Origin of the sequence: Streptomyces echinoruber, from assembly GCF_014651135.1 — a bacterium.
In the GTDB taxonomy this organism is placed as follows: domain Bacteria; phylum Actinomycetota; class Actinomycetes; order Streptomycetales; family Streptomycetaceae; genus Streptomyces; species Streptomyces echinoruber.
In genome coordinates, this window is the sequence record NZ_BMWH01000001.1 from 660296 (window position 1) to 684119 (window position 23824).

Sequence of the window (23824 nt, forward strand, 5' to 3'; positions counted from 1 at the left end):
CTCAGCGTCCGGAGGCGAACCGTACGAACGCGTCCCACTCCCGGCGCCGGAAGGCGAGCTGGGCACGGGCGGGGTCCTTGGAGTCCCTCACGTGCACGGCGCCGGGAGTAGCGGCGATCTCCAGGCATTCGCCGCCCTCGTTGCCGCTGTAGCTGCTCTTGAACCAGGCGAGGCGCGCGGGTTCCGGAGTGTTCATAGCTCTCCCAGCAAGTCCTTGATCAGAGTGAGGGACTCCTGCATGGTAAGCGCCTGGGCCCTGATACTGCCGTACCGTGCGGCCAGGATACGGACTTCTTCGAGGTCCGAGGTCAGGCGTGCGTAGTGCTGCACCTCCGTGTATCCGACCTGCGGCTTCCCTTTGGGCGTCAAGAGGATGAAGGCCCCGCCCATACCGGCGTGCTCGGTCCGGTCCATCGGCATGATCTGTAGTTCCACATTGCGCATCGAGCCGAGCCGCAGCAGGTGCTCCAACTGCTCCTTGTGGACATCCCGGCCCCCGAGCGGGCGCCGCAACACGGACTCGTCGATGACGGCGGTCACCATCGGCGGCGGCCACTGGGTGAGGATCTCCTGCCGCGCCAGCCGGGAGGCGACCCGCTGTTCGATGGTCTCCTCGTCCAGCAGGGGCTTGCGCATCTCGTACAGCGCTCTGGCACGCTGTTGCGTCTGGAACAGCCCAGGGACGTCGTAGTTGTTGTAGAAGTTGATCTCGACGGCCTCCCGCTCCAACCGCGCATAGTCCCGGAACCAAGCCGGATGCCGAACCCGCGCCTTCGCCTTGGCCCGCTCCACGTCTTCGATGGTGGCCTTCAACACCCCACCGGCATCGAGGAGTTCATCCGCCGCCACCAGCAACTCCCGCTGCGGCGTCCGCCGTCCCCTCTCCACCGAGGAGATCAGATCCTCGCTGTACCCGAGCCGGTCCCCCAGCTCCCGCTGAGTGAGCCCGGCCCGTTCCCGCAGCACCTTCACCTGCTTGCCGACCGCCCGCATCAGGTCGCTGCTCAACTCGCCGTCGTCGTACGGCTCGTAGGACTCCTGGGACTCCTGCGTCTCCGCCACCGTCACCCCCATCTCCAGGTCACTGCCGACACCCCGCACGGGACACTGCCCGTACCGGTACACGCACCCTCCGTACCGAAGGAATTCCTGGTCAGCGTAGAGCGAGCCGACCACGCTCGGTGACATGAAGTCGCACATCTCCACCCCCGGGGTGACCCGGCGGTTCACCCAGCTCCTCAGCGCCACACCCCGCGGTGCCCGCCTGGCCCGGCTCCTGGCGGTGCAGCAGCTCGCGGAGTGGGGCTGGCCGCCCTCCTGCACCGTCAGTGAGTCCGCGGCCGTGGTGGTCGCCGAGCTGGCCGCGAACGCGGTGACCCACGGCCGGGTGAGAGGCCGCTGTTTCCGCCTCGGGCTGGTCGTCGAGGCGCCGGACACCCTGCGGGTCGAGGTCGCCGACCCCCGCGGCGAGCGCCGGCCCCGGCCCCGTACCACCGCCGTCCCCGGTTCCGAACCCGACGAGTCCGGGCGCGGTCTGGTCCTCGTGGACGCGCTCGCCACCCGCTGGGGCACGGAGCCCCGGCCGCCCTCCGGGAAAACCGTCTGGGCATGTCTCCCGCTCACCTGACGGGGAACGCGAGACAGTCCGTCCACGGGCGGACACACCGCGATGGGGCGGGTGGGGCCGTGTCGAACTCGCATGGCGCCTCCGCCGTACTTCGTTCCCCCGGGCGCACCGTGGCCGCACCGTGGCCCCGGCGCCGGTGCGGTGGCCGGTGGGCGATGGGATCCGTCCGATTCCCCTCGACGGCGATGAGCTGCAGGCGGCCTCGGGGGGCAGACGGGACCCACAGCCATGACCAGGCCCTATGCCCCTATGCCCTATGGCCTATGGCCTATGGCCTATGGCCAGACGGACATACCCTCCAGCCGTCACGCACCCCCTCGTCACTGCACGGCATCGGCCCTTCAGGCCGACCCTGTCTCCGGCCCTGTCTCCGACCCCGCCTCCGGTCCCGCCTCCGGTCCCGTCTCCGCCCCGTTCGCCGCGGTCCCGGCCTCCGGCATGTTCAGGGCTTTGCGGACGACATCGTCGTGGAAGCCGCGGATGTGCCGCTCCACCAGGTCGCCGGCGCGCTCCACGTCGCCGGCCGCGATGGCGTCGTAGATCGCGTGGTGGTCCGCCCGCAGCCGGGCGGCGATCGGCTCCCAGTCGGCGATCTTGTGGAACGCGGTGAGCAGGGTGCGCCGTACGGCGTTGCGGACGGCGACGGTCATGTCCGCCATCAGCCGGTTGCCTCCGGCCTCGGCGATGGCGACGTGGAACGCGGTGTCGTGGTCGTTGAACAGCTCGCGGGTCAGGGCCTTGTCGTCCATGCGGAGGAGCGGTTCCCGGATCCGGGCCAGTTCCTCCTGGCTGGCGTGGCCGGCGGCGAGGCGGGCGCTCGAGCGTTCGAGGGTGGCGCGTGCCTCCACCACGTCGTCGAGGGGGAAGTTCGCCAGCGCCATGTGCAGGCGGAGCAACTGGGTGAGGCCGTTGCTCGGCATGGCGGTGATCACGCTGCCGGAATCCGGCCCGGTGCCCACGCGGGAGCGCAGCACTCCTTGCGCCTCCAGGACACGCAGGGCCTCCCGGACGGCCGCTCGGCTCACTCCGAGCAGCTCGACGAGCTCCCGCTCCGGTGGCAGCCGGTCGCCGACGCTCAGGTTGCCCGCCAGGATCTGGTCCTCGATCCGGGCCAGCACCAGCTCGAACGTGCGGGAACGCGGTACCGGCTCCCAGGCCGCACCCGGCTCCGCCATGGACATCCCTTTCATCCCGATGACGCAACACTCTTCCTTCTGATCATAGCTTGAGGTATCCGATCCTTGGTCTGACCAAAGCAAATTTCTACCTTTCACCCTCTGGACATCCGCGCCGGGGGAGTGTCAGCGTGAAAGAGCCAAAGCATGGTCTGACCAAGACCTGATACTGCGAGGACTGCATGTACCAGCCGGACCTCTCCCCCCTCATGGACAGCCTGGCGCTCTCCGCCCTCGTCGCCGCCCTGCCCCTGCTCACCCTGTTCCTGCTCCTCGGCGGGCTGCGGCTCAAGGCGCACTGGGCCGGACTCGCCTCCCTGGCCGTGGCGCTCGTCGTCGCCGTGGCGTGCTACGGCATGCCCGCCCCACTCGCGCTGCTGTCGGCGAGTGAAGGCGCGGCCTTCGGCCTCTTCCCCATCATGTGGATCGTGGTCACCGCGATCTGGCTCTACCAGCTCACGGTCATCACCGGCCGCTTCGAGGACCTGCGCCGCGCCTTCGGCCTGATCAGCGACGACCCCCGGGTCCAGGCCGTCATCATCGCCTTCTGCTTCGGCGCCCTGCTGGAGGCCCTGGCCGGATTCGGCGCCCCCGTGGCGATCACCGGCGTCATGCTCATGGCTGTCGGCTTCGCGCCCGTACGGGCCGCGCTCACCGTGCTGGTCGCCAACACCGCGCCCGTCGCCTTCGGCGCGATCGCCATCCCCATCATCACGGCGGGCAACCTGACGAAGATCCCCTACCCGGACATCGGTGCCTACGTCGGCCGTCAGACCCCCGTCGTCGCCCTGTTCGTGCCGCTGCTGCTCGTCGTGCTCGTCGACGGCCGCCGCGGACTGCGGCAGACCTGGCCCGTGGCACTGGTGTGCGGCGCGGTCTTCGCCATCACCCAGTTCGTCACCTCCAACTACATCTCGGTGGAGCTCACCGACATCGTCGCCTCGCTCGCGGCCCTGGCGGCGGTCGTCCTCTTCCTGCGCGTATGGCGGCCCGGCGGGGGCGAGCAAGCCCGGGCCGCCCTGCTGCGGGAGCGCGAGGCGGAGCGGGGCGACGGCCGTGGCGCGGGCCCGGACGGCGGTGTGCCCTCGGGCGCCCCGCGGGAGGAGGGCGGGGCCGGCGCCACGCGTACGGCGCCCGCCGCCACGGCCACCGCCACGCGGCCGGACAGCGGAACCCGCGTGCTCATGGCCTTCCTGCCCTACCTGATCGTGATCGCGGTCTTCTCCCTGGCGAAGCTGTGGACCCCCGCCAAGGAGTACCTGGCCACGACGGATCTCAAGCTCGGCTGGCCGGGTCTGGACGGGCACGTCCTCACGGCGGCGGGGCAGCCCTCCACCGCCACCGTCTACACCTTCTCCTGGCTGTCCTCCCCGGGCACGCTGCTGCTGCTGTCCGGTGTGCTGGTCGCCGCCGCGTACCGGGTGAGCCCGCTCGTCGCGGTCCGCGAGTTCGGCGCCACCGTGGTCAGGCTGCGCTGGGCCCTGCTCACCGTCGCCTCCGTGCTGGCCCTCGCCTACGTGATGAACCTGTCCGGCCAGACCATCACGATCGGCACCTGGATCGCCGGCGCGGGCGCCGCCTTCGCCTTCCTCTCGCCGATCCTGGGCTGGCTGGGCACCGCCGTCACCGGCTCGGACACCTCGGCCAACGCGCTGTTCGCCACGCTCCAGCAGGCCGCCGGGCACAAGGCCGGGCTCGACCCGACCCTGCTCGTCGCGGCCAACACCTCCGGCGGGGTCGTCGGCAAGATGATCAGCCCGCAGAACCTCACCATCGCGGCCACCGCGGTCGGCCTCGTCGGCCGGGAGTCGGTGCTGTTCCGGGCCGCCGTCAAGTGGAGCCTGCTGCTCCTGCTGGCCCTGTGCGTCCTGGTCCTGCTGCAGTCCAGCCTGCTCGCCGGGATGCTCCCGTGAGCGCTCCCGTGAGCGCCGCCGCGCCCTCGCCGACCGGAGGAACCATGCGGATCGCCCTGTTCGTCACCTGCCTGACCGACACGCTCTACCCGGAGACCGGCCGGGCGGTCGTGAAGCTGCTCGAGCGCCTGGGCTGCGCGGTGGAGTTCCCCGCCGGCCAGACCTGCTGCGGCCAGATGCACTTCAACACCGGCTACCGGCGGGAGTGCGTGCCTCTCGTGCGCCGCTTCGCCGAGACCTTCGCCGGCTACGACGCGGTCGTCACCCCCTCGGGCTCCTGCGCGGCCATGGTGCGCGAGTACCACGAGCGGGTCGCCGAGGCGGCCGGGGACGCCCGGCTGGCCGCGGCGGTGCGGGCCACGCCGGCCGTCTACGAGCTGTCGGAGTTCCTCGTCGACGTCCTCGGCGTCACCGATGTCGGCGCCTACTTCCCGCACCGGGTCACCTTCCATCCGACGTGCCACTCGCAGCGCATGCTCGGCGTGGGCGACAGGCCGCTCAGGCTGCTGCGGGCGGTACGCGGCATCGACCTGGTCGAGCTGCCGGCCGCCGACCAGTGCTGCGGATTCGGCGGCACCTTCGCGCTGAAGAACCACGACACCTCGGTGGCCATGGGTGCGGACAAGGCGCGGCATGTGCTGGCCACCGGAGCCGAGGTGCTGTGCGCGGGCGACAACTCCTGCCTCATGCACATCGGCGGCCTCCTGTCCCGGCTGCGTACCGGCGTACGCACCCTGCACCTGGCCGAGATCCTCGCCGCCGCGGAGGAGGACCGGGCACCGGCCGCCGCGGAGGAGGACCGGGCACCGGCCGCCACGGAGGAGGACCAGGCACCGGCCGCCCCGTCGCGGTCGCGGCCCGTCCCGCACTCCGGGAAGTCCCCGCAGTCCCCTCGCACCGCGGAAAGGAGCACCCCGTGAACGGCCCCACCTTCCTGGGCACGCCCGCCTTCCCGTCGGCGGCCCGCACCGCGCTCGCCGACACCCGGCTGCGGCACAACCTCGCCCACGCCACCACCACCATCCGCCGCAAGCGCGAGGAGGCGGTGGCCGAGGTGGACGACTGGGAGGCGCTGCGCGAGGCCGGACGTGCCGTCAAGGAGCGCACGCTGCGCCATCTGGACCGCTATCTGCTGCAGTTGGAGGAGCGGGTCACCGCGGCGGGCGGCCGGGTGCACTGGGCGCGCGACGGCCAGGAGGCGGCACGGATCGTCGTCGACCTCGTCCAGGCCACCGGCGAGCGGGAGGTGGTCAAGGTCAAGTCGATGACCACGCAGGAGATCGGCCTGAACGAGGCACTGGCCGACGCGGGCATCACCGCGTACGAGACCGACCTGGCCGAACTGGTCGTCCAACTGGGCCAGGACCGGCCCTCACACATCCTGGTGCCGGCCATCCACCGCAACCGGGCGGAGATCAGGGAGATCTTCCTGCGCGCCATGGGCGAGCACGGCCGTGCGGCACCGGCCGATCTGAGCGACGATCCGCAGGAGTTGGCCGAGGCGGCCCGCCGGCACCTGCGGGAGAAGTTCCTGCGGGCCAAGGTCGGGGTGTCCGGGGCGAACTTCCTGGTGGCCGAGACCGGCACCGCGGTCGTCGTGGAGTCCGAGGGCAACGGGCGGATGTGCCTCACCCTGCCCGAAACCCTCATCTCCGTCGTCGGCATCGAGAAGGTCGTTCCCACCTGGCAGGACCTGGAGATCTTCCTCCAGCTGCTGCCCCGCTCCTCCACCGGCGAGCGGATGAACCCCTACACCTCGTCGTGGACCGGCACCACCGCGGACGACGGGCCGGGCGCCTTCCACCTGGTGCTCCTGGACGGCGGCCGTACCGACACGCTCGCCGACCCCGTCGGACGCCAGGCGCTCAACTGCATCCGCTGCTCGGCCTGTCTGAACGTCTGCCCCGTCTACGAACGCGTCGGCGGACACGCCTACGGCTCGGTCTACCCCGGCCCGATCGGTGCCGTCCTCACCCCGCAACTGCGCGGCACCGCGGCCGAGTCCGACCGCTCGCTGCCGTACGCCTCGACGCTGTGCGGAGCCTGCTACGAAGTCTGCCCCGTCAAGATCAACATTCCGGAGGTCCTCGTCCATCTGCGCGCCCGGGTGGTCGACGAGGGCCGTACCCGAAAGGTGCCGAGTCCCGAGCGGCTGGCCATGGCGGCGGCGCGCTCGGTGCTCGCCGGCCCGTCCCGGCTGGCGGCGGCGCAGCGCGCCGCGGCCGCGGCCGGGCGGCTGCTCGGCCGCGACGGCCGGATCAGCCGGCTGCCCGGCCCGGCCTCGGCGTGGACCGAGGCACGTGACGTACCGGTCCCGGCCCGGGAGAGCTTCCGGGCCTGGTGGAGGAGGACACACCGGTGAACGCGCGGACAGAAGTGCTCAGTCGTATCCGGCGGGCGCTCGCGGACGTCCCGGAAGGCGAGCGCCCCGAGGACGTGCCCGTCCCCCGTGCCTACGCGCGAGGCGGTACGGCGGCCGCCGGTTCCCCTCAGGTGGTGGAACTGCTCACCACGCGGCTCGCCGACTACGGCGCCTCGGTGCACCTGGTGTCCGAAGGGGCGGCTCCCACGGTCATCGCGCAGACGCTGAGCGCCCGCGGTGCCGCATGCGCCGTGGTGCCCCAGGGCTTCCCCCCTGCCTGGCTGGCCGCGCTGGACCCGCACCGGGTGCTGGACGACCGTCCGCGGGTGCCCGTCCGCGAACTGGACCGGGTCGACAGTGTGGTCACGACCGCCGCCGTCGCGATCGCCGAGACCGGCACCCTCGTCCTGGACGGCGGCCCGGGACAGGGACGACGCGCTCTGACCCTGGTGCCCGACCACCATGTGTGCGTGCTGCGGGCCGAACAGGTCGTGGCCCGCGTTCCCGAGGCGCTGGCCCGCCTGGATCCCGTGCGGCCGCTGACGTTCGTCTCCGGACCCTCGGCGACCAGCGACATCGAACTCGACCGGGTGGAAGGCGTGCACGGACCGCGCACGCTCCACGTCCTCATCGTCGTGTGACCCGGCATCCGTCATGACAGGAGTTGTCATGCCTGCCCGAAACCGAGAACCGCACCCCCGCGCGGCAGTGCCGTCCGACGTCACGGAGCCGCGCCCGCAGTACCCCAGCGCACTCGCCGTCTGTGCGCTGCCGGCCGAAGAGGAGGCGGTGTCGCAGGCCAGGGCCTTCGCGGGGGCACAGTTGACGGCCTGGCGGATCGGCGAGGATGCGGTCGACGCGGCACGCGTCGTCGTCTCCGAACTGGTGACCAACACGGTCCGGCACAGCCGCTCCGCCGACGTCAGCCTCCGCCTCACGCACTCCCGGACCGACGTGTGGATCGAGGTCTTCGACAGCGGCATGTGGCACCCGCCCGCCACCGACACCCCGGACGGCGAACTGGCGGAAGGCGGCCGGGGCCTGATGCTGGTGCAGGCGCTGAGCCGGCAGTGCGGTGTGCACCACACGGCGTACGGCACCTGTACCTGGGCGATCGTGTCGGAGCACCCGCCGGGGGACGGCGGGCCCGCACAGGAAGCCGCCGCACTCCGCGAGCCACACCGGCACCACCACCGCCCCGGACAGCCGCCCGGCCCTGACGCCCGCCGCCCCGGCCACGCCGCTCCTCAGGACGGCGCGAACGCGGCGGATCGTCCCGGCCTGCGCTTGAGCGGAACGGGCCCTGCACCACGGGTCATGGCCTTATCCCGCCTCCCGTGAGAGCCGAGCGGCAGACGAGTCGGGCTGTACGCCGGGTTCTCCAGAAGCACCCTTCTGACCTGCGGCTTTGTGGGACGAACCGGCTGTGACCTGCTAGGACGGGTTGCAGAGGCGGGTCATGTGCCCAAGACGCGTTCGGCCCTGGGCCTGCTGGACCGGCCGGCCGCGCTGGAGGAACACGGCTGGTCCTCTTGTCATGGCCGTCGATCCTTGAGGAGATCGCCCGGCCCGAAGGCGCCGAACCTCATCAGCCCGGCCGCAGTCGAAGATGCCGATGTCCAGGGCGAAGCCGTCCGTGTCTCCCGCTCCCCGTCGGCCGCGGCTGCGAAGTTCACGCTTCCCCACGTAAGCGCGGCGGCGGCTCCCGCCACCAACAGAGCCCGTCCGCCCATTCCTGTGTCGTCGTCGGCCCCATCCGCTACGTTCACGCGTGAGTGTGAACTGCCAAGAGAGGGAAGGAAATCGGCGGGGAGCGGAAGGGCGGGGAGGCGATGCGCCAGCGGGGTTTCGGTCGGCTTCCGGTGCGACATCCCGCGCACGGGCATCACACGGCATCCCGGTTTCGAGGAGCCCTGCCGGAACCTCGGACGGCACCCAGCCGGGCAGGCCCTCGACCGCGACCGGCGCGAACGGCCGGAACGGAGCTGGGCCTACGGCCGGGCGGAGGAACACGCCGAGGAGGTGCGGCGGGACAGCGCCGGCGGGGGAGCGTTCTGACGCACCCGGCGGTGACCGGCAGCAGAGGTGCAGGGAGCGGAGGAAAACCCGGCGGAGAGGTGGGGGATGGGGCGACGTACAGCACGCATCCGGAGGATCAAGCGGAGTTTCGGGCGCTTCGACCGGCCCGTCACCATGACCTGGGGCAGGGCGGAGAAGAGCCTGGCGTATCTGACCGCCGAGCTCGGCCCCTGGCACCCGGACACCGTCAGCGCCCGCAGGACGCTGCAGACCTGGCTGATGAACAGCGGCGACACCGCCGGCGCCGTGCGGATGGCGCAGGAGGAAGTCGACGCCCGCACGGCCGAGTTCGGGCCGGAGCACGCCGACACGGTGGCTGCACGCCTGACGCTGGCCCGGCGTCGCCGCGCTGCCGGTGACATGGCCGGAGCGATCACCGAGGCACGCCTCCTCGTCGAGGACCTGACCCGGACCCACGGCCACGACCATGAGGAGACCCACGTCGCGCGGCGGATTCTCGCCGAGTACCTGTGCGAGAGCGGTGACGCCGCCGAGGGGATCCGCCGGCTCACCGCCCTGTACACCGAGTCGCGGGCCCTCGGCCCGGAACGGCTCAAGGCCACCCAGCTCCTCCGCACCACGTTGATCATGGCGCTCGAGCGCAACGGCGACCACGAGAAGGCGCTCGCGCTCCTCGACGAGGCGATCGCCGAGGGGCGCGGGACCGCCGACAGCCGCGACGACAACGGCGAGAGTGCCGACGCCGCCCGGCAGCTCCTGCAGGACTGGCGCGCCCGGCTGGTACGACAGGCGGGTGGGGCGAGATGACACCCGGTACGGATGAGGGTGTCGCCTGCGTGGCGAAAGACTCCGCCATGCGTATCGCCGTCACGGTCTTCCTCACCGACGAGCCCCTCACACCCACCCGGCTCGCCCATGAGCCGGAGCGGCGGTGATGCGCCGGGCTGTACCTGCCCGAGCACACCCACATCCCGGCCGGCTGGAACAACACCCGACTCGATGAACGCGCCCCCTCACCCTGCGCACCGCCCACCGAGTCGGCTCCGTCCTCGATCGGGGCAGGGCAGCGCCCTGGCCGACGTTGCCCTGGTGGTCGCAGACCCGCTCGACGATCAGGCGGCCGCTCAGCGGCTCGTACACCAGGACGCCCCGGCCCGAACCCTGCGTGGTCGCCGCGGCCTTGGACAGCCGACAACGGATACACCCGGGGGCGGTCCTGCCGGCAAGGCGCAACGGGCGGTCCCCGCGCCCGCTTGGCTCAGGTCGTCCCCCGGGGGTGAGGGCCGGGCACGCTCCGCCCGCGCGTCGTGGTGACCATGAGAGCGGTGACGTTCCGGTCGAGGCCGGCGGGGAGGGCTGCGTCCTCCGGTCTGATCTGCCACATCTGTTGCCCGAGGGGCGGCGACAGGACTCTTTGCCGCCCTTTGCCGCCCTTTCAACTCCCTGCGCCGCTGGCTGCCTGGGCGCTCTGCCACTGTGTGAGAAGACGCCGGGTGGAGGCCGCTGTCGGATGGGCGGGGCCGAGGGTGCGTTCCATGGCGGTGACGATGGCAATCATGTCGTCGACGGCCGCGTTCTTGTCGGGGCCGGTGCGCTCGTAGCGCAGGATGGCGAGGGAACTGCGGGCGATCAGGACGCTGTTGTGTTCCGCTCCCAGATGCTCGGTGCCGGTTGCCACGACGCCCTCGTACGCCGTTTCGGCCTCGTCGGTGCGGCCGTCCTGGTCGAGCCACTGGGCAAGGCAGTAGCGGGCCGCCAGGGTGTCGGGATGGCCGGGTCCGAGGACCGGCGTGATGTCGGCGATCAGTTCTCGTATCGCGGTGAGGCGGTCGGGCAGAGTGCCCGTCTCGCCCCGTATCTGCAGGCGCATCAAGCGGGCTGACAGGGTGTCGGGGTGGTCGGGTCCCAGTACGCGATTCAGGTCCGGCAGAACGGACTCCAGCCGGTGCAGCGCGAGGCCGGGCCGGCCCCTCGCCAGACACACCACCGCCGACAGGACGCGGCCCCGCAGGACGTCCGGATCGTCGCCGCCGAAGCGCAACTGCGCCAGAGCCATCGGGAAGGAGACCTCGCGATGCGCCATTCGTACGAGCAGCATCACCGCGCACAGCGCCACGAGCAGATGAATCCAGAGCATCCGGCCGACCGGCACGAAGAGAGCACCCACGCCGGCAACGGCCAGTCCGCCCAGGGGCCAGCGCCACGGCTTCGATATCCGCTGCATCCGCACATCATCGTGCTTGTCGTCGGCGAGGGGGAAGCGGTCGTTGCTGATTCCGTGACGGAAGACGCGACACCGACCTCATCGCGGCGCGTAGCCGACTGCGGGCCCGGCGCTCCCGGCAGAGGTCGTCCGGCCCGGTCGGCGCGCCGCCTTGCGGCGGCCCGGCTCCTGCGGCGCCACCACTGCCGCACTGCGGCCGGCTTGTGCTTCCGTTACTGATCCGGCCCGCGTGCCGGCGTCGCTTGCATCGTGGTTCTGGTTCCTTTTCCGTGCCGGAGCCACGGAGGGTCACCACAACCGCGGTCATGAACGGCCCCACGCCGCAAGGAGGACCCGTGTGACGACCCCGATGCGACCCGGCCGATCTGTCCACCCCGATGAAACGGCACCCGACCTGCGGAAACGAAGAGCGGCAGACGAGTCGGGCTGTACGCCGGGTTCTGTTCCCCGGGGTCCTCGCGGACGCCGGGGCGACGGCCATCCATCTAGGGCCGATGTTGCCACCGGCCTCCAGCGGTCCACCCGCGGACTCGGGCGGGCAGCCCTCGAACGTCCGCGCAGAAACACCGGAGTGTTTCCTTTTGACCTTGCTCCGGGTGGGGTTTACCTAGCTGCCCAGGTCACCCTGGGCACTGGTGGTCTCTTACACCACCGTTTCACCCTTACCGGGGGCCGAGGCCCCCGGCGGTCTGTTTTCTGTGGCACTGTCCCGCGGGTCACCCCGGGTGGGCGTTACCCACCACCCTGCCCTGTGGAGCCCGGACGTTCCTCGGGGAGCCCCCGCTGGGGGAACTCCACGCGGCCGTCCGCCCGGCTCGTCTGCCGTGGTGACCATGCTACCGGTCGCGCGGGGCGCTCCGCCGCCGTGGTCTGGACGGAGCCGGCGAGGATGAGGGCGAAGGCGGTGATGACGGTGGGGGTGAGCCGTTCGTCGCGGAAGAGAGCGCCGACGGCGACGGAGCCGGGGCGGTTGCGGTCGCCACGCGGTGGTCGATGGTCTCGTCGCCGCTGGCGCACACGCCGATGGTGAACTTCTCGTGCGCGTGCGGCGCGTGGACGTGCCGTTCGAACCGCGCCGTCAGCAGGTCCGGCGGCGGCTCGTCCCGACCGAGCCGCGCCCGGGTCCACCGCGCCTGTTCCCGTGCGCCCATCCGAGCCTCCCCACGTCTTTCCGCCCGCTGCGGATGCAACGCCGCCGGGCCCCGTTTCATGCCGCGCCCGGACCGGAGCCACCGGCGCGGGTCCGTGGTCGCCCTGAGCACCACGGGCGCGGACCTGCCGCCGCGGCCCGTCCCGGCCCCCGTACGCTGGCCCGGAACCCGACCGAAGGAGAGTCCGTCCGTGCTTGTCCTGCTGCCCCCGTCCGAAGGCAAGGCCGTTCCGGAGCGGGGTGTTCCGTTGTCCCTGGCGTCGTTGTCGCTGCCCGGGCTGGCCGGGGCCCGTGAGGCCGTGCTGGCGGAGCTGGTGGAGCTGTGTTCCGGTGACGAGGACAAGGCGCGCGAGGTGCTCGGGCTGAGCGAGGGGCTGCGCGGAGAGGTCGCCAAGAACGCCGGGCTGCTCACGGCGCCGGCCCGGCCGGCCGGGGAGATCTACACCGGGGTGCTCTACGACGCCCTCGGCCTGGCCTCGCTGGACGCCGCCGCGCACCGGCGCGCCGCCGAGGCGCTGCTGGTCTTCTCCGGGCTGTGGGGCGCGGTCCGGATCACCGACCCGATCCCGTCCTACCGCTGCCCGATGGGGGTGAAGCTGCCCGGCCTGGGCGCGCTGGCCGGGCACTGGCGCGGGCCGATGGCCGCGGTGCTGCCCGAGGTGGCCGGCGACGGGCTGGTGCTGGACCTGCGGTCGGCGGCGTACGCGGCGGCGTGGCGGCCGAAGGGGGAGGTCGCGGGGCGCACGGCGAGCGTACGGGTGCTGCACGCGCCGACCCGGAAGGTGGTCAGCCACTTCAACAAGGCCACCAAGGGGCGGATCGTGCGCAGCCTGCTCACGGCGGGGGCGCGGCCGCGGAACCCGGCGGAGCTGGTCGAGGCGCTGCGCGACCTGGGGTTCGTCGTGGAGGCCGAACCGCCGGCCGGGGGCGGGCGGGCCTGGTCGCTGGACGTGCTGGTGACCGAGGTGCACTGAGCCGCGCCGGCGGACACCGGCGTGCCCGGGTCCGGCGCCGTGCCGCCGGCGCGGCTCACGGCAGGCGCAGGTGCGAGGTGTCGTTGAGCAGCCGCAGGCTGGCGTTGCCGTCCGCGTAGTACGCCACCACCGACAGCGACGCCGCCGACAGTTCCATGCGGAACAGCGACTCGGGCGGGGCGCCGAGGGCGAGCCGCACCAGCGTCTTGATCGGCGTCACGTGGGTGACGAGGAGGACCGTGCGGCCCGGGTACGCGGCGAGCAGCCGGTCGCGGGCGGCGGCGACGCGGGCCGCGGTCGCCGTGAAGCTCTCGCCGCCGCCCGTCGGGGCCGCGTCGGGCGAGGCCAGCCACGCGGCCAGGTCGTCCGGGTGGCGTTCGCGCACCTCGCCGAAGGTGAGTCCCTCCCACGCGCCGAAGTCCGTCTCGCGCAGGCCGTCCTCGACGGCCACCTCCAGGCCGAGGCGGTCGGCGACGATCTTCGCCGTCTCGCGGGTCCGGGCCAGCGGCGAGGTGACGACCGCCTGGATCGTGCCGCGCCGCGCCAGCGCCGCCGCGACCCGCTCCGCCTGCTCCCGCCCGACCTCGGACAGCGACGGGTCGCTGCCGCCGCTGCCCGAGAACCGCTTCTGCGGCGTCAGGGGCGTCTCCCCGTGCCGCAGCAGCACGAAGGCGGTGGGCGGCCCGAGATCGGCGGGCGCCCAGCCGGCGGCGGGGGTGGCGGAGGAGGCGGAGGCAGGGGCGGGAACGGAAGAAGAGGCAGGGGCGGGGGCGGCGGAAGCGGCGGCCACGGCGCCCGCGGCCCGCTCGTCCGCGGCGGTCACGGCCCGCTCGTCCGCGGCGGTCACGGCCCGCTCGTCCGCGGCGTCCGGGGAAGCCGGGGAGGCCGGGGAGGCCGGGGAGGCCGGGGAGGCCGCCGTGTCCTGCGCGTCCGCGCCGGCCGGCTCCCCGTCCCCCTCCCCCGGCGGCAGGACCCACTGCTCCCCGCGCTGCCCCGCGTCCATCGCCTCGTTGGCGAGCCGGTCGGCGTGCCGGTTGCGCTCGCGCGGGATCCACTCGTACGTCACCCGGCCGGGCGGGAAGAGCGCGGCGGCCTCGGCGGCGAGGGGTTTGAGGTCGGGGTGGCGGATCTTCCAGCGGCCGGTCATCTGCTCGACGACGAGCTTGGAGTCCATGCGCACGTGGACCGCGGCCGACGCGTCGAGGGCGCGGGCGGCGCGCAGGCCGGCGAGCAGGCCCCGGTACTCGGCCACGTTGTTGGTGGTGACCCCGAGGTACTCGGCGGTCCGGGCCAGGATCCGCCCGGTCGCCGCGTCGATGACCACGGCGCCGTAGCCGGCGGGCCCGGGGTTGCCCCGCGATCCGCCGTCGGCCTCGACGATCAGCTCCCGCACGCCCTGCACGCCCTGCGCCTCCTACAGCCCCGACTCGGGCGTGCGCACCAGGATGCGGCGGCAGTTCTCGCAGCGCACCACGGTGTCCGGGGCGGCGGCGCGGATCTCGTTGAGCTCGGTGATGGCGAGCTCCTGGCGGCAGCCCTGGCAGGTGCGCTGGTACAGCTTGGCGGCGCCAATGCCGCCGTACTGCGCGCGCAGCTTGTCGTAGAGCCCCAGCAGGTCGGCGGGGACGGAGGCGGCGACGACCTCGCGCTCCTTGGTGACCGCGGCGACCTCCCGGTCGATCTCCTCGACGGCGGCGTCGCGGCGGGCGGTGGCGTCGTCGATCCGCGCCTGCAGGGAGGCGACCCGCTCGGTGAGTTCGGCGACGCGCGCCTGGGCGGCCTCGCGGCGCTCCATGATCTCCAGGACGACGTCCTCCAGGTCGCCCTGGCGGCGGGCGAGGGAGGCGATCTCGTGCTGGAGGTTCTCCAGGTCCTTCGGGGAGCGCACCGAGCCGGAGTCGAGGCGCTCCTGGTCGCGGGCGGCGCGCCGGCGCACCTGGTCCACGTCCTGCTCGGCCTTGGTCTGCTCGCGGGCGCAGTCGCTCTCCTCGGTCTGCGCGGCCACCAGCAGGTCGCGCAGCTGGGTGTGGTCCTTGGTCAGCGACTCGATCTCGGCGTGCTCGGGCAGCGACTTGCGCTTGTGCGCGAGCTGCTGCAGGCGGACGTCGAGGTCCTGCACGTCGAGGAGTCGGATCTGGTCGGCGGGCGCGGCGTTCAGTTGGGGGCTCCTGCAGTCGAAGTCGGGTGGGTCGAGGCCGCGTGGGCGGTCCAGGGGTCGGTGACCGTCGTCGAGACGTGGACGCGCAGTCCCCATCCGTGCCGGTCGGAGATCTGGTCGAGCTGGGCCGCGGCCTGCTCGCACCAGGGCCACTCGGTGGCCCAGTGCGCCGCGTCGAGCAGCGCGAGGGGGCGGCCGGCCCGGTCCGCCAGGAACTCCGAGGCGGGATGGTGGCGCAGGTCGGCGGTGAGGAACGCGTCGACGCCGGCCGCCCGGACGTGGTCGAAGAGGCTGTCGCCGGAGCCGCCGCTGACGGCGAGGGTCCGCACGAGGGCCTCGGGGTCGCCGGCGACGCGGATGCCCTGCGCGGTGGCGGGCAGCCGCTCGGCGGCGCGCGCGGCCAGTTCGCGCACGGTCAGCGGGTGGTCCAGCTCGCACACGCGGCCCAGGCCCCGGCGGCCGGCCGGGTCGGCGGGGTCCGGTACGAGGGGACGTACGACCCTGACGTCCAGGGCGCCGGCGAGGGCGTCGGAGACACCGGGGTCGGCGGTGTCGGCGTTGGTGTGGGCGACGTGCAGCGCGACGTCGTTCTTGATGAGGGTGTGCACCACGCGGCCCTTGAAGGTGGAGGCCGCGACCGTCGTCGTCCCGCGCAGGTAGAGCGGATGGTGGGTGACGAGCAGGTCGGCGCCGAGTTCCACCGCCTCGTCGGCGATCTCCTGGACGGGGTCGACGGCGAACAGGACGCGGGAGACCTCCTGGCCGGGATCGCCCACGACGGTGCCGACCGCGTCCCAGGACTCGGCCCGCTCGGCGGGCCACAGCTTCTCCAGTTCGGCGATGACTTCTGACAGACGGGGCACGGGTGCAAGGCTACCTGCCCGGCCTGCCCGCCCGTACCGGTGGCGGCCCGGGCCCCGGCGGGCACGGCGGTCACCGTTTTCCCGGGCGAACCGGGACGTGACCACACTTATGTGTGAAGCGGGCCGCTTCCGGTCCCCCGGCCGTGCGTGCGAAAACTAGCGTCGTCGCGGAGGTGACCGGAGGTGACCCGAGCGATGACGGCCTGTGCGATCGAACCCGCGGCGGCGGACGAGGGCGACGGCGGCGGCACCGCCCCGGCGGGCGGGCCGCGAACCGGCCGCGCGATCACGGCGACCGGCCGTGCCATCACGACGGACGGCTGCGCGATCACGACGGACGGCCGTGCGATTACGGCGGACGGCTGCACGATCACGACGACCGGCTGCGCGATCACGGCGGACGGGGCCTACGCGGCCCGCCTGGCCCGGGACGCCGCCACCGGCTCGTGGTTCCCGGAGCGCTGGACGCTGGACGGCCCGGAGCCGTACGCGGTGCCGCTGCCCGGCCGCCGGCCGGAGGAGCCCGGCACCGAGGTGCAGCCGCTGGGCGACGGGCGGGTGCTGATCCACCGTCCCGCCGCCGGGCGGCACGCCTTCGCGCTGCTGTATCCGAGCGGCCCCGACACCGGCGAACTGCCGCTCGGCACGGTCGAGTGCGCTCAGCCCGGCACCCGGCTGCGGCTGCTGCCGCCGGCGCCGGGCGGGACGCGGGCGTACGCCCTCGAGGTGGGCCCGCGGTCCACGGCGGTGTGGCTGGTGGCGGGCGGCCCCTTCGGCCCGGAGCACCTGGCGGAGGTGCCGGGCCGCTGCTCGGGCGGGGTGTGGCTGGACCGCGCGGGACGGATGCTGGCGCTGGACCGGGAGACGCACGGCCCGGCCGGCCCGGTCGTCAAGACGGTCGTGGTGGACCTGGAGCGCGGCGGGGAGGTGTCGCCGCTGCTGCAGATCGCGGCCGACAGCGACGACCGGCTGCTGCTGGCCGACCCCGACAGCGGGCTGCTGCTGATCCGCTCGGACGCGCCCTCGCCCGGTCACCACCGGCTGGGCTGGGGGGTGCTGGGCAGCACGCTGCCGGTGCGGTTCCCGGAGTGCCTGCGGCTGCCGGACTGCGCGCTGACACCGTTCGCGATCCAGCCGGAGCAGGCGCTGACGCCGGAGCACTGCGCGGTGGCGCTGCGCGTGGACGGGGCACGGGGGAGCTGGATCGGGGTGTGGCGGCCCGCCGACCGGCGACTGCTGCATCGCCCGGCGCCCGCGGGGTGGTTGGCGGGTGCCGGGGTGTTCACACCGCGGGGGGTGCTGCGGCTGCCGTACACGACGGCCGCGGTGCCGTGCGGGGTGGCGGAGCTGCCCCCTCCCTTGCCGCGGCGGGACGCGACGGGGGCGGCGAGGGCGGCGGGGGCGGCGGGTCCGACGGGCTCGGACCGGGGCGGCACGGACGGCTGGGACGGCTCGGGCGGCACGGACGGCTGGGACGGCTCGGGCGGCTCGGGCGGCTGGGACGGCGCGGACGGCTCGGGCGGCTGGGACGGCGCGGACGGCAGGGCCGCGCGGCCGGCGTGGGCGGGGCCGTCGCCGGAGCCGGGCGAGCGGCTGGAACCGGAGGCCGCGGCCCCGGTGGCGGCACGTCCGGTGCCCCTGCAACAGGCCCCGCTGCGAGGGCGGATGTCCAGCAGGTGACCCGGCAGGTAACGAAGTCGTGCCGGTTGGCGTGGCCGCCTGGATCCGCCCCGTGGTGATCCGGTTACACTCGCCCGGCTGTACGAAAGATCATTGTCTACGGGGTGAATTCTTCCGATGAGCAACGCCAGCACGACCCAGCAGATGCCGGGCGGGACCACGCAGGCCGGGCAGGCCACCGTCGGTCACGGCAAGCACCGCGGGCCGGCCTCGGCGCACGACACCGAGACCGCCCCGCGGGGCCGTCACCGCAAGCCGGCGGAGCAGACGGAGAAGGCGGCCTGACGGCACGTCGTCTCCTTGTCGTGCGGCCCCGTTCGTCATCCGGCGGACGGGGCCGTTCGCTTTCCGAGCGGGCCGCTCGCGCCCCGGGGACAGCTCACTCCAGGAGCCCGGGCGCGGCTCACCGCGGAGGAGCGGGTACGGCTCGCCGCGGAGGACCGACCGGGCGGATCAGCGGTCCAGGCGCGCCGGACGGCGCCCAGGAGTGCCGGACGGCGTTCAAGCGCGCCGGACGGCGTCAGACATGCCGGACGACGGTGTCGGTGAGCACGGGCGCGTCCGCCCGCTCCACGGCGCTCACCGCCACCCGGGTCCGGTCCCGGCCGCGCCACATCCGCACCCGCAGGGTCTCCCCGGGGTGGACGACTCCGGCGAACCGGGTGCCGTAGGAGCGCACGCGTGTGACGTCCCCGTCGAGCAGGGTGTCGACGACCGTCTTCAGGGTGATGCCGTAGGTGCACAGCCCGTGCAGGATCGGCCGTTCGAAGCCGGCGCGGCGGGCGAAGTCGGGGTCGGCGTGCAGGGGGTTGAAGTCGCCGCAGAGGCGGTAGAGCAGCGCCTGGTCCTCGCGGGTGGGCCGCTCGACGGTCCGGTCGGGCGCGCCGGCGGGCGGGACGGACCGGCCGGAAGGACCGCGGTCGCCGCCGAAACCGCCCTCCCCGCGGACGTGGACGTGCGCCTCGTCCGTCCACAGCGGGCCGTCGTCGTCCGCCACCTCGGTGCGCATGACCAGCACCGCCGACCCGCCCTTGTCGTGCACGGCGATGATGCGGCCGGTGGCGGTGGCGGTGCCCTCGGCGGGGAGCGGGCGGTGCAGGGTGAGGTGCTGGCCGGCGTGCAGGACGCGGGAGAGGTCGACGTCGACACCGGGCACGGCGAGGGCGCTGATCACGCCGGGGGTGCCGGCACCGGCGACGGTGGCGAAGCTCGGCAGGACGTGGAGCCGGGACTCCAGGGTGTAGCGCAGTTCCCGGGGGTCGGTGGCGGGGGTGCCGGCGCCGATGCCGAGGTGGTAGAGCAGGACGTCCCTGCGGGTCCAGGCGATTCCGGTGCGGCGGGGGGCGGCGGCGAGGGCCTGGGCGGCGTCGATGGGCATGGGTCTCCCGGGCGGAGGGCGGCGGGCCGGCTTGGGAGCGCGTCGCGGGGCGACGCCCTCCGCACGGCCCGCACCTGTATAGCCCGGCACCGCCGCCCCGGGAAAGGTTTCTGACGATACGTCAGATTGCTGCCGGCTCGTCGGGCGCGGCCGGCCGGGACATTTGTCCTGCCGGAGTCCGTACAGGCGCATCTGCCGCGGCCGGTGCCCGGCTCCGTAGCGTCGTGGGCATGACGCAGAGGAACGGGGAACCGCCCGCCGTCTCCCTCACCGGGGCGGAGAAGACCTTCGGCGACGTACGGGCCGTCGCCGGCCTCGACCTGACCGTGGCCCGCGGCGAGACGGTCGCCCTGCTCGGACTCCCCCGAACTCTCGGCTTCGCTCGAGCAGGGGGCACCCCCATCGGCGCCGGCAAATCGACGGCGATCTCGCTGCTGCTGGGCCTGAACGAGCCCGACGCGGGCCGCGTGGAACTGTTCGGCGGGCCGCCGCGGCGCGCGGTGCGGGCGGGCCGGGTGGGCGCCATGCTGCAGGAGACCAGGCCGGTGCCCCGGGTCACCGTCCGCGAGCTGGTGGCCTTCGTCGCCGGCCGCCACCCCGCCCCGCTCACCGCCGCCCGCGCCCTGGAGCCGGCCGGCGTGCCCGAGCCGGCCGGGCGGCGCGTGGACCGGCTGTCCGGGGGCCAGTTGCAGCGCGTCCGGTTCGCGGTGGCCCTGGCCGGCGACCCCGACCTGCTGGTCCTGGACGAGCCCACCGCCGCCCTGGACGTGGCGGCCCGGCAGGAGTTCTGGGCCGCGCTGCGCGGTCGGGCCCGCCACGGCCGCACGGTGCTGTTCTGCACGCACCACCTGGAGGAGGCCGACGCCCACGCCGACCGGATCGTGGTCGTGGACCGCGGCCGGGTCGTCGCCGACGGCACCGGTGAGGAGCTGCGCCGGAGGGTGGGCGGCGGCGTCGTCTCCTTCGACCTGGCCGAAGGCGGCGGCGAGGGCCTGGAGCTGCTGCCCGGCGTGCGGGCGGTGGAGGTGCGCGGCGGGCGGGCGCGGCTGCGCACCGACGACTCCGACGCGACCGTGCTGGCGCCGGCCGAGCGGGGCGCGATACGGCGCCTGGAGGTCGCCCCCGCCTCCCTCGACGACGCCTTCCTCGCCCTGACCTCGCCCGACGTGCGGCCCCTGGAGACGGTGTGATGCGCAACGTACTGGACTACCTGCGGCTGGAGGTGCGCCGGACGCTGCGCGACCCCGGCTTCGTGCTCGGCGGCGTGGCGATCCCGATGCTGATGTACCTGCTGTTCACCCACATCGGAGAGCAGGGCGGCGGGGCCTGGCGCATCGCGTCCATGGTCGGCATGGCCGCCTACGGCGCGGTCGGCTCCGCCCTCAACACCGGCGGCGGGGTCGCCGAGGACCGGGCCACCGGCTGGCTGCGGCAGCTGCGGGTGACCCCGATGACCCCGCGGCAGGTCGTCGTCGGCCGGACGCTGACCGGCTCGGTGACCGTCCTGCCCGCGATCGTCGCGGTGCTGGCCGCGGGCGGCCTGGCCGGCGGTGTGCGGCTGACCGCCGGGGTGGGGGTCCCCCCTGGACGAAGTCCTTGGGGGAGGGCGGCGGTGGCGCTGCTGTTGTGGCTCGGCTCGGTGCCGTTCACGCTGCTCGGGCTCGGCAACGGCTACCGGCTGACGCCGCAGGCCACGGGCGTGGCCAACATGCTGTGCAACCTCGGCCTCGCCGTCCTGGGCGGCCTGTGGTTCCCGGTCGCCCTCTTCCCCGGCTGGCTGCGCTCCCTGGCCGCGTACACCCCGACCCACCGGTTCGCCGAGCTCGGCGTCGCGGTGGCGGACGGCCGGGCGCCGGCGTGGGGCGCGGTGGCGGTGCTGGGGCTCTGGCTGGCCGTGTTCGGTTCGTACGCTGTGCTGTCGTACCGCCGGACCGGGCGGACGGTGTGAGGCAGGGGGAGCGGCGATGAGCTGGTGGCGCAGGCTGAGGGCCCGGGCGGGCGCGTGGCGGCGGGCGCGTGCCGAGGGGCGGGCGGAGGCCGCCGCGTACCGGGCCGCCCGCAGGGCCGGGAAGGAGGTCGAGCCCCCCGGCCCGCCGCCGAACGGCTGCACCCTGCTGCCGTGGCTGCTGATGGGCCTGGGCGCGTTCTCCAACATCCTGCGGGGCGAGACCTCCAACCCCTGGCTGGGCATCGCGGGCCTGGCCACGTTCAACACGCTGTACATCTGGGTGGTCTTCCGCGCCTTCGCGAAGGAGAAGCGGGACGCGCCCGCCACCCGCGCCGCGCTCGCCGTGATGCTGCTGATCACCTGCGGGCTGGCGCTCGGCTACGGCGGGAACTGGCTGTACTTCTTCCCGCTGACCGGCCTGGCGGTGGGCGCGGTGACGCGTGGCCGGCGCATCGGCCAGTACGCGGTGGCCCTGGGCGTCCTGGCGGGTGCCGTCGCCTCCCTGCGGGCGGGCTGGACCAACTCGACCGGCTGGAACGGCTGGAACGGCTGGGACGGCTGGAACGGCTGGGACGGCTGGAACATCGCGTACGCCACGTTCCTGTCCACGACGGTGACCTCCGCGATCCTGTCGCTCGCCGAGACCGTCCGCGAACTGCGCGCCGCCCGTGAGGAGCTGGCCCGCCGCGCGGTGGAGGAGGAACGGCTGCGCTTCTCCCGGGACCTGCACGACCTGCTCGGGCACACCCTGTCGGTGATCGTGGTGAAGTCGGAGGCGGCCCGCCGGCTGGCCCGGCACGACCTGGACGCGGCGCTGTCGCAGGTCACCGACATCGAGTCGGTGGGCCGGCAGGCGCTGACCGAGATCCGGGAGGCGGTGACCGGCTACCGGGAGGGCAGCCTGTCCACGGAACTGGACCGGGCCCGCTCGGTGCTGGCGGCGGCCGGGATCGAGGCGGTGGTGCGCCGCTGCGGCCCGCCGTTGGCGTCGCAGACGGAGGCGCTGCTGGGCTGGGTGGTGCGCGAGGCGGTCACCAACGCCGTACGGCACAGCGGCGCGAACCGGTGCGAGATCACCGTGGAGGGCACGCCCGACGGGGTCCGGCTCGAGGTCGCCGACGACGGCGCCGGGACCTCGCGCGCCCCGTCCCGGCCGGGGGTCGGCGGAACGGGCCTGAAGGGACTGACCGAGCGGCTGGCGGCGGCGGGCGGCGAACTGCGGGCCGGGCCGTCACCGCGCGGCGGGTTCACGGTGACCGCGCGGCTGCCGGTCGATCAGCCGGAGCCGGCGCGGCTCACGGCACCCACGGCCACCCGGCCGACCGGCTGACGCCGTCCACGTCCCACGGGGTGCCGCCGTCCGTCCACGAGGTGCCGCCGTCCCACGTGCCGGAGCCGCCGTGGCTCGCGGCCTACGGTCGGGGCCGGAGGGTCGCAGGCGGCGGCGTACCGGTCGGGGCCGGAGGGTCGCAGGCGGTCGCCGGGGTGGTCGTCCGCCCGTCCTCCGGGGCTTTCACGGCGTGCGGCACCGAACCGGGGCCCGCTCTTCGCCGAGCCGGAGAAGAGCCGGAGAAGAGTCGGAGAAGTAGGCTTGGGCCGTGAACGAGACGTCCCGCGACCGCCGCCCCGCGAAGTCCATCCGGGTGCTGCTCGCCGAGGACCAGGGGATGATGCGCGGCGCGCTGGCCCTGCTGCTCGGCATGGAGGAGGACATCGAGGTCGTCGCGCAGGTCGCGGCGGGCGACCGGATCGTGGACGAAGTCCTCACCCACCGCCCGGACGTGGCGCTGCTCGACATCGAACTGCCGGGCCGCAGCGGCCTGGACGCCGCCGCCGAGCTGCGCGCGCAGGCGCCCGACTGCCGGGTGCTGATCCTCACCACCTTCGGCCGGCCCGGCTACCTGCGGCGGGCCATGGAGGCGGGCGCGGCGGGCTTCCTCGTCAAGGACGGCCCGGTGGAGGAACTCGCCGCCGCCGTCCGCCGGGTGCTGACCGGCGAGACCGTCATCGACCCCGCGCTGGCCGCCGCCGCCCTCAGCGCCGGCCCCAACCTCCTCACCGCCCGGGAGTGCGACGTACTCAAGGCGGCCGCCGACGGCGCCACCGTCGCCGACATCGCCGCGCGGCTGCACCTGTCGGAGTCGACGGTGCGCAACTACCTCTCCTCCGCCATCGGCAAGACCGGCACCCGCAACCGCATGGAGGCACTGCGGGAGGCCCGGCAACAGGGCTGGCTGTGACACGCACGACGACCTGACGCACGCGACGGCCTTGACGCGCACAGCAGTTTGACGGGCGCGACGGCCTACGGCTCCCGGCGGAACACCGCCGT

At 73.9% G+C, this 23824-nt stretch carries 22 protein-coding genes, 1 other RNA gene and 2 pseudogenes; 14 read left to right on the top strand and 11 right to left on the bottom strand.

Translation table 11 applies throughout. The features are described 5' to 3' along the window. Position 1: 1 nt before the first annotated feature. Together IE225_RS02730 and IE225_RS02735 are read right to left on the bottom strand one after the other, a co-directional pair. Positions 2–196, bottom strand: coding sequence for a DUF397 domain-containing protein (locus IE225_RS02730; RefSeq protein ID WP_190055629.1), 195 nt, complete (start codon positions 194–196; stop codon positions 2–4). Beyond that, a complete protein-coding gene (locus tag IE225_RS02735; RefSeq protein ID WP_373303124.1) occupies positions 193–1062 on the bottom strand; it encodes a helix-turn-helix domain-containing protein in 870 nt (289 codons plus the stop codon). Before IE225_RS02735 ends, IE225_RS02730 begins: the two co-directional genes overlap by 4 nt. A 124-nt stretch (positions 1063–1186) precedes the next feature. Between IE225_RS02735 and IE225_RS02740 the strand changes: the two genes are divergently transcribed. Continuing rightward, positions 1187–1627 carry an ATP-binding protein gene (locus IE225_RS02740; RefSeq protein WP_190055630.1) on the top strand — a complete coding sequence of 147 codons (441 nt, stop codon included), beginning with the start codon at positions 1187–1189 and terminating at the stop codon, positions 1625–1627. Between the two features lie 341 nt (positions 1628–1968). On the opposite strand, the gene IE225_RS02745 is transcribed toward IE225_RS02740, so the two are convergent. Then, on the bottom strand, positions 1969–2802 hold the full coding sequence (locus IE225_RS02745) for a FadR/GntR family transcriptional regulator (RefSeq protein ID WP_190055631.1): 834 nt from the start codon (positions 2800–2802) through the stop codon (positions 1969–1971). Positions 2803–2984: 182 nt separating this feature from the next. Here IE225_RS02745 and IE225_RS02750 point away from each other — a divergent pair, with 182 nt between their 5' ends. From IE225_RS02750 to IE225_RS02775, 6 genes are all read left to right on the top strand, one after another. Continuing rightward, positions 2985–4715: an L-lactate permease gene (locus tag IE225_RS02750; RefSeq protein ID WP_190055632.1), complete on the top strand. Its 1731-nt coding sequence runs from the start codon at positions 2985–2987 to the stop codon at positions 4713–4715. A 44-nt stretch (positions 4716–4759) separates the two neighbouring features. After that, positions 4760–5635 (top strand): (Fe-S)-binding protein, encoded by an 876-nt coding sequence (locus IE225_RS02755; RefSeq protein ID WP_190055702.1) that lies wholly within the window; start codon positions 4760–4762, stop codon positions 5633–5635. Beyond that, complete coding sequence (locus IE225_RS02760; RefSeq protein WP_190055633.1) at positions 5632–7077, top strand: LutB/LldF family L-lactate oxidation iron-sulfur protein; 1446 nt, start codon at positions 5632–5634, stop codon at positions 7075–7077. The genes IE225_RS02755 and IE225_RS02760 overlap by 4 nt, the downstream gene beginning before the upstream one ends. After that, entirely contained in the window at positions 7074–7718 is a 645-nt protein-coding gene (locus IE225_RS02765; protein WP_190055634.1) for a LutC/YkgG family protein, read from the top strand. The genes IE225_RS02760 and IE225_RS02765 overlap by 4 nt, the downstream gene beginning before the upstream one ends. Before the next feature lie 28 nt (positions 7719–7746). Further along, positions 7747–8418 carry an ATP-binding protein gene (locus tag IE225_RS02770; protein WP_190055635.1) on the top strand — a complete coding sequence of 224 codons (672 nt, stop codon included), beginning with the start codon at positions 7747–7749 and terminating at the stop codon, positions 8416–8418. Between the two features lie 783 nt (positions 8419–9201). Beyond that, a complete protein-coding gene (locus IE225_RS02775; RefSeq protein ID WP_190055636.1) occupies positions 9202–9924 on the top strand; it encodes a hypothetical protein in 723 nt (240 codons plus the stop codon). A 258-nt stretch (positions 9925–10182) separates the two neighbouring features. Here IE225_RS02775 and IE225_RS02780 read toward each other — a convergent pair. The 4 genes and pseudogenes from IE225_RS02780 to IE225_RS32805 all read right to left on the bottom strand — a co-directional run. Next, a pseudogene (locus IE225_RS02780) lies at positions 10183–10314 on the bottom strand (superoxide dismutase); the annotation flags it as partial. 238 nt (positions 10315–10552) lie between these two features. Further along, entirely contained in the window at positions 10553–11341 is a 789-nt protein-coding gene (locus tag IE225_RS02785) for a tetratricopeptide repeat protein (protein ID WP_190055637.1), read from the bottom strand. A gap of 413 nt (positions 11342–11754) precedes the next feature. After that, positions 11755–12159, bottom strand: an RNA gene (gene rnpB / locus IE225_RS02790) — RNase P RNA component class A. 165 nt (positions 12160–12324) lie between these two features. After that, positions 12325–12492, bottom strand: a pseudogene (locus tag IE225_RS32805) (AraC family ligand binding domain-containing protein); the annotation flags it as partial. Positions 12493–12682: 190 nt separating this feature from the next. Here IE225_RS32805 and yaaA point away from each other — a divergent pair. Further along, a complete protein-coding gene (gene yaaA / locus IE225_RS02795; protein WP_190055638.1) occupies positions 12683–13465 on the top strand; it encodes a peroxide stress protein YaaA in 783 nt (260 codons plus the stop codon). Positions 13466–13520: 55 nt separating this feature from the next. Here yaaA and IE225_RS02800 read toward each other — a convergent pair whose 3' ends face one another. Genes IE225_RS02800 through IE225_RS02810 form a run of 3 tightly spaced genes read right to left on the bottom strand, consistent with a single transcriptional unit; the run spans position 13521 to position 16486 of the window. Further along, positions 13521–14858 (bottom strand): bifunctional RNase H/acid phosphatase, encoded by a 1338-nt coding sequence (locus IE225_RS02800; RefSeq protein WP_190055703.1) that lies wholly within the window; start codon positions 14856–14858, stop codon positions 13521–13523. A gap of 21 nt (positions 14859–14879) precedes the next feature. Beyond that, positions 14880–15623, bottom strand: coding sequence for a zinc ribbon domain-containing protein (locus tag IE225_RS02805; protein WP_190055704.1), 744 nt, complete (start codon positions 15621–15623; stop codon positions 14880–14882). Beyond that, the gene (locus tag IE225_RS02810; protein WP_190055639.1) at positions 15620–16486 is read right to left on the bottom strand and encodes a Nif3-like dinuclear metal center hexameric protein; all 867 of its coding nucleotides are present in this window, start codon (positions 16484–16486) and stop codon (positions 15620–15622) included. The genes IE225_RS02805 and IE225_RS02810 overlap by 4 nt, the downstream gene beginning before the upstream one ends. 195 nt (positions 16487–16681) lie before the next feature. Here IE225_RS02810 and IE225_RS02815 point away from each other — a divergent pair, with 195 nt between their 5' ends. Further along, a complete protein-coding gene (locus IE225_RS02815; protein WP_229879168.1) occupies positions 16682–18166 on the top strand; it encodes a hypothetical protein in 1485 nt (494 codons plus the stop codon). 117 nt (positions 18167–18283) lie between these two features. Beyond that, on the top strand, positions 18284–18451 hold the full coding sequence (locus IE225_RS02820) for a hypothetical protein (protein ID WP_190055640.1): 168 nt from the start codon (positions 18284–18286) through the stop codon (positions 18449–18451). A 235-nt stretch (positions 18452–18686) separates the two neighbouring features. Here the strand turns inward: IE225_RS02820 and chsH3 are convergent, their stop codons facing one another. Further along, the gene (chsH3, locus tag IE225_RS02825; protein WP_190055641.1) at positions 18687–19544 is read right to left on the bottom strand and encodes an enoyl-CoA hydratase ChsH3; all 858 of its coding nucleotides are present in this window, start codon (positions 19542–19544) and stop codon (positions 18687–18689) included. Positions 19545–19774: 230 nt separating this feature from the next. Between chsH3 and IE225_RS02830 the strand changes: the two genes are divergently transcribed. The 4 genes from IE225_RS02830 to IE225_RS02845 all read left to right on the top strand — a co-directional run bounded on the left by IE225_RS02830 (position 19775) and on the right by IE225_RS02845 (position 23732). Next, entirely contained in the window at positions 19775–20734 is a 960-nt protein-coding gene (locus tag IE225_RS02830; RefSeq protein WP_190055642.1) for an ABC transporter ATP-binding protein, read from the top strand. Continuing rightward, complete coding sequence (locus IE225_RS02835; RefSeq protein WP_190055643.1) at positions 20734–21492, top strand: ABC transporter permease; 759 nt, start codon at positions 20734–20736, stop codon at positions 21490–21492. Before IE225_RS02830 ends, IE225_RS02835 begins: the two co-directional genes overlap by 1 nt. A gap of 16 nt (positions 21493–21508) precedes the next feature. Next, positions 21509–22822, top strand: coding sequence for a sensor histidine kinase (locus IE225_RS02840; protein WP_190055644.1), 1314 nt, complete (start codon positions 21509–21511; stop codon positions 22820–22822). Between the two features lie 268 nt (positions 22823–23090). Next, positions 23091–23732 carry a response regulator transcription factor gene (locus tag IE225_RS02845; protein WP_190055645.1) on the top strand — a complete coding sequence of 214 codons (642 nt, stop codon included), beginning with the start codon at positions 23091–23093 and terminating at the stop codon, positions 23730–23732. Positions 23733–23824 lie beyond the last annotated feature (92 nt).

Excerpts from the sequence above, each read along its gene's own strand:
- IE225_RS02785 (WP_190055637.1), bottom strand. The coding sequence starts at position 11,341 with ATGCAGCGGATATCGAAGCCGTGGCGCTGGCCCCTGGGCGGACTGGCC.
- IE225_RS02775 (WP_190055636.1), top strand. The coding sequence starts at position 9,202 with ATGGGGCGACGTACAGCACGCATCCGGAGGATCAAGCGGAGTTTCGGG.
- IE225_RS02840 (WP_190055644.1), top strand. The coding sequence starts at position 21,509 with ATGAGCTGGTGGCGCAGGCTGAGGGCCCGGGCGGGCGCGTGGCGGCGG.
- IE225_RS02745 (WP_190055631.1), bottom strand. The coding sequence starts at position 2,802 with ATGGCGGAGCCGGGTGCGGCCTGGGAGCCGGTACCGCGTTCCCGCACG.
- IE225_RS02755 (WP_190055702.1), top strand. The coding sequence starts at position 4,760 with ATGCGGATCGCCCTGTTCGTCACCTGCCTGACCGACACGCTCTACCCG.
- chsH3 (WP_190055641.1), bottom strand. The coding sequence starts at position 19,544 with ATGCCCATCGACGCCGCCCAGGCCCTCGCCGCCGCCCCCCGCCGCACC.
- IE225_RS02835 (WP_190055643.1), top strand. The coding sequence starts at position 20,734 with ATGCGCAACGTACTGGACTACCTGCGGCTGGAGGTGCGCCGGACGCTG.
- IE225_RS02770 (WP_190055635.1), top strand. The coding sequence starts at position 7,747 with ATGCCTGCCCGAAACCGAGAACCGCACCCCCGCGCGGCAGTGCCGTCC.
- IE225_RS02815 (WP_229879168.1), top strand. The coding sequence starts at position 16,682 with ATGACGGCCTGTGCGATCGAACCCGCGGCGGCGGACGAGGGCGACGGC.
- IE225_RS02740 (WP_190055630.1), top strand. The coding sequence starts at position 1,187 with ATGAAGTCGCACATCTCCACCCCCGGGGTGACCCGGCGGTTCACCCAG.
- IE225_RS02730 (WP_190055629.1), bottom strand. The coding sequence starts at position 196 with ATGAACACTCCGGAACCCGCGCGCCTCGCCTGGTTCAAGAGCAGCTAC.
- IE225_RS02750 (WP_190055632.1), top strand. The coding sequence starts at position 2,985 with ATGTACCAGCCGGACCTCTCCCCCCTCATGGACAGCCTGGCGCTCTCC.
- IE225_RS02820 (WP_190055640.1), top strand. The coding sequence starts at position 18,284 with ATGAGCAACGCCAGCACGACCCAGCAGATGCCGGGCGGGACCACGCAG.
- IE225_RS02830 (WP_190055642.1), top strand. The coding sequence starts at position 19,775 with ATGACGCAGAGGAACGGGGAACCGCCCGCCGTCTCCCTCACCGGGGCG.